Raw genomic sequence first — 1,347 nt, forward strand, 5'->3', positions numbered from 1 at the left:
CAAAAGAAAGACACTGGTGTTTATTTAAAAGTTTGGGTGTACAAGGTTTGTTAGGAGCGTGATATCAACAATAAATCAGATAAAACTAGTAGGAAAAGCGTTTTTTTTAATGAACTATCAAAACTTTAAAAAATTGATAAATAACCCCAAAATTGTGGTATTATGGGCTACACCTAGATCTGTATCAACCGCCTTCGAGAGAACTTTTTCACAACGCCCAGATACAGCAATCATTGATGAACCATTCCTTGATGTTTATTACTTTAGCAAATGGCGGCGTTCCAATCGCTTTGGCGATTGTGAACAGCGCCAAGATTACCAACCTACTCAAGTCCTTGAAGAAATAAAATCAAAGGCGGAGGCAGCTCCTCTAATTTTTATGAAAGAGATGGCTTACCAAGGACTGCCATACATCCCTCAGGATTTTCTCGCTTCTGCGATCAATACTTTCATTGTGCGTCATCCTCACGAGGTAATGGCTTCCTGGTATCGGGTAAATGAGTCTCCTACAAATGAAGAGTTTGGTTTTGATGCCTTGAAACAAATGTGGGAAATAGTAACTAAGCAATTAAAACAGAAAGCAATCCTTATTGAAGCTAATTCCTTCCGTCGCCATCCCCAAAAAGTTTTGACCGAATATTGCCAATGTATAGGAGTTAATTTTTACACCCAAATGTTGAGTTTTAATGAGGATAAATGGAGGGAATGTCAGCCTGATGAAATGGAGAGTCGAGCTAAATGGTATAAAACTTTAGACGGTAGTAGTGGGATTGTGCCACCAACTCAAGAAAAAGTGGAAATTCGTCCTGAAGATGTCGGGATGGTTGAAGGAGCGCATAAAGTTTATGAAGAGCTTTATAATTTCGCAATTTGATCGGATAGCAATATGAATAAAGAAAAATTTTTACAAGGTCGCGTAGCAATAGTAACCGGCGGAACATCTGGTATAGGCAAAGCCGTCGCTCTTGCTTTAGCAGAAGTTGGGGCTAACGTAGCCATTGGCTCCCGCTCCGCTGAGCAAAGTTCTTGCCAAACAGAAATTGAGGCAAAGGGGGTTAAGGCTTTAGCAATGACCCTAGATGTCTCTTCTACTGATTCAGTTGAGACTTTTTGCAATAATGTATTCAAAACTTTTGGTCAAGTCGATATCCTAGTTAATGCTGCTGGAATAACCTACCTGCATAAAATCTGCGAGCATCCTGATCAAGACTGGTATCGTGTTATTGATGTTAATCTCAATGGTATTTATCGTACGATCAAGTTTTGTTTACCAGGAATGATCGAACGCAAGTGGGGTCGCATTATCAACATTGCTTCTACTGCTGCCTCAGTTGGTAATCCTAATGT

General features: G+C 39.8%; 2 protein-coding genes. Both read left to right on the top strand.

Going from position 1 to position 1,347, the window contains the following annotated elements; genetic code table 11:
• The first annotated feature begins 154 nt into the window (after window positions 1-154).
• Entirely contained in the window at window positions 155-874 is a 720-nt protein-coding gene (locus F6K38_RS42135) for a sulfotransferase-like domain-containing protein (protein WP_287360801.1), read from the top strand.
• 12 nt (window positions 875-886) lie between these two features.
• On the top strand, window positions 887-1,347 hold a 461-nt coding region (locus F6K38_RS42140; RefSeq protein ID WP_287360804.1), incomplete at its 3' end, for an SDR family NAD(P)-dependent oxidoreductase.

The sequence above is a fragment of the Moorena sp. SIO3B2 genome (genome assembly GCF_010692525.1).
Classification (GTDB): domain Bacteria; phylum Cyanobacteriota; class Cyanobacteriia; order Cyanobacteriales; family Coleofasciculaceae; genus Moorena; species Moorena producens.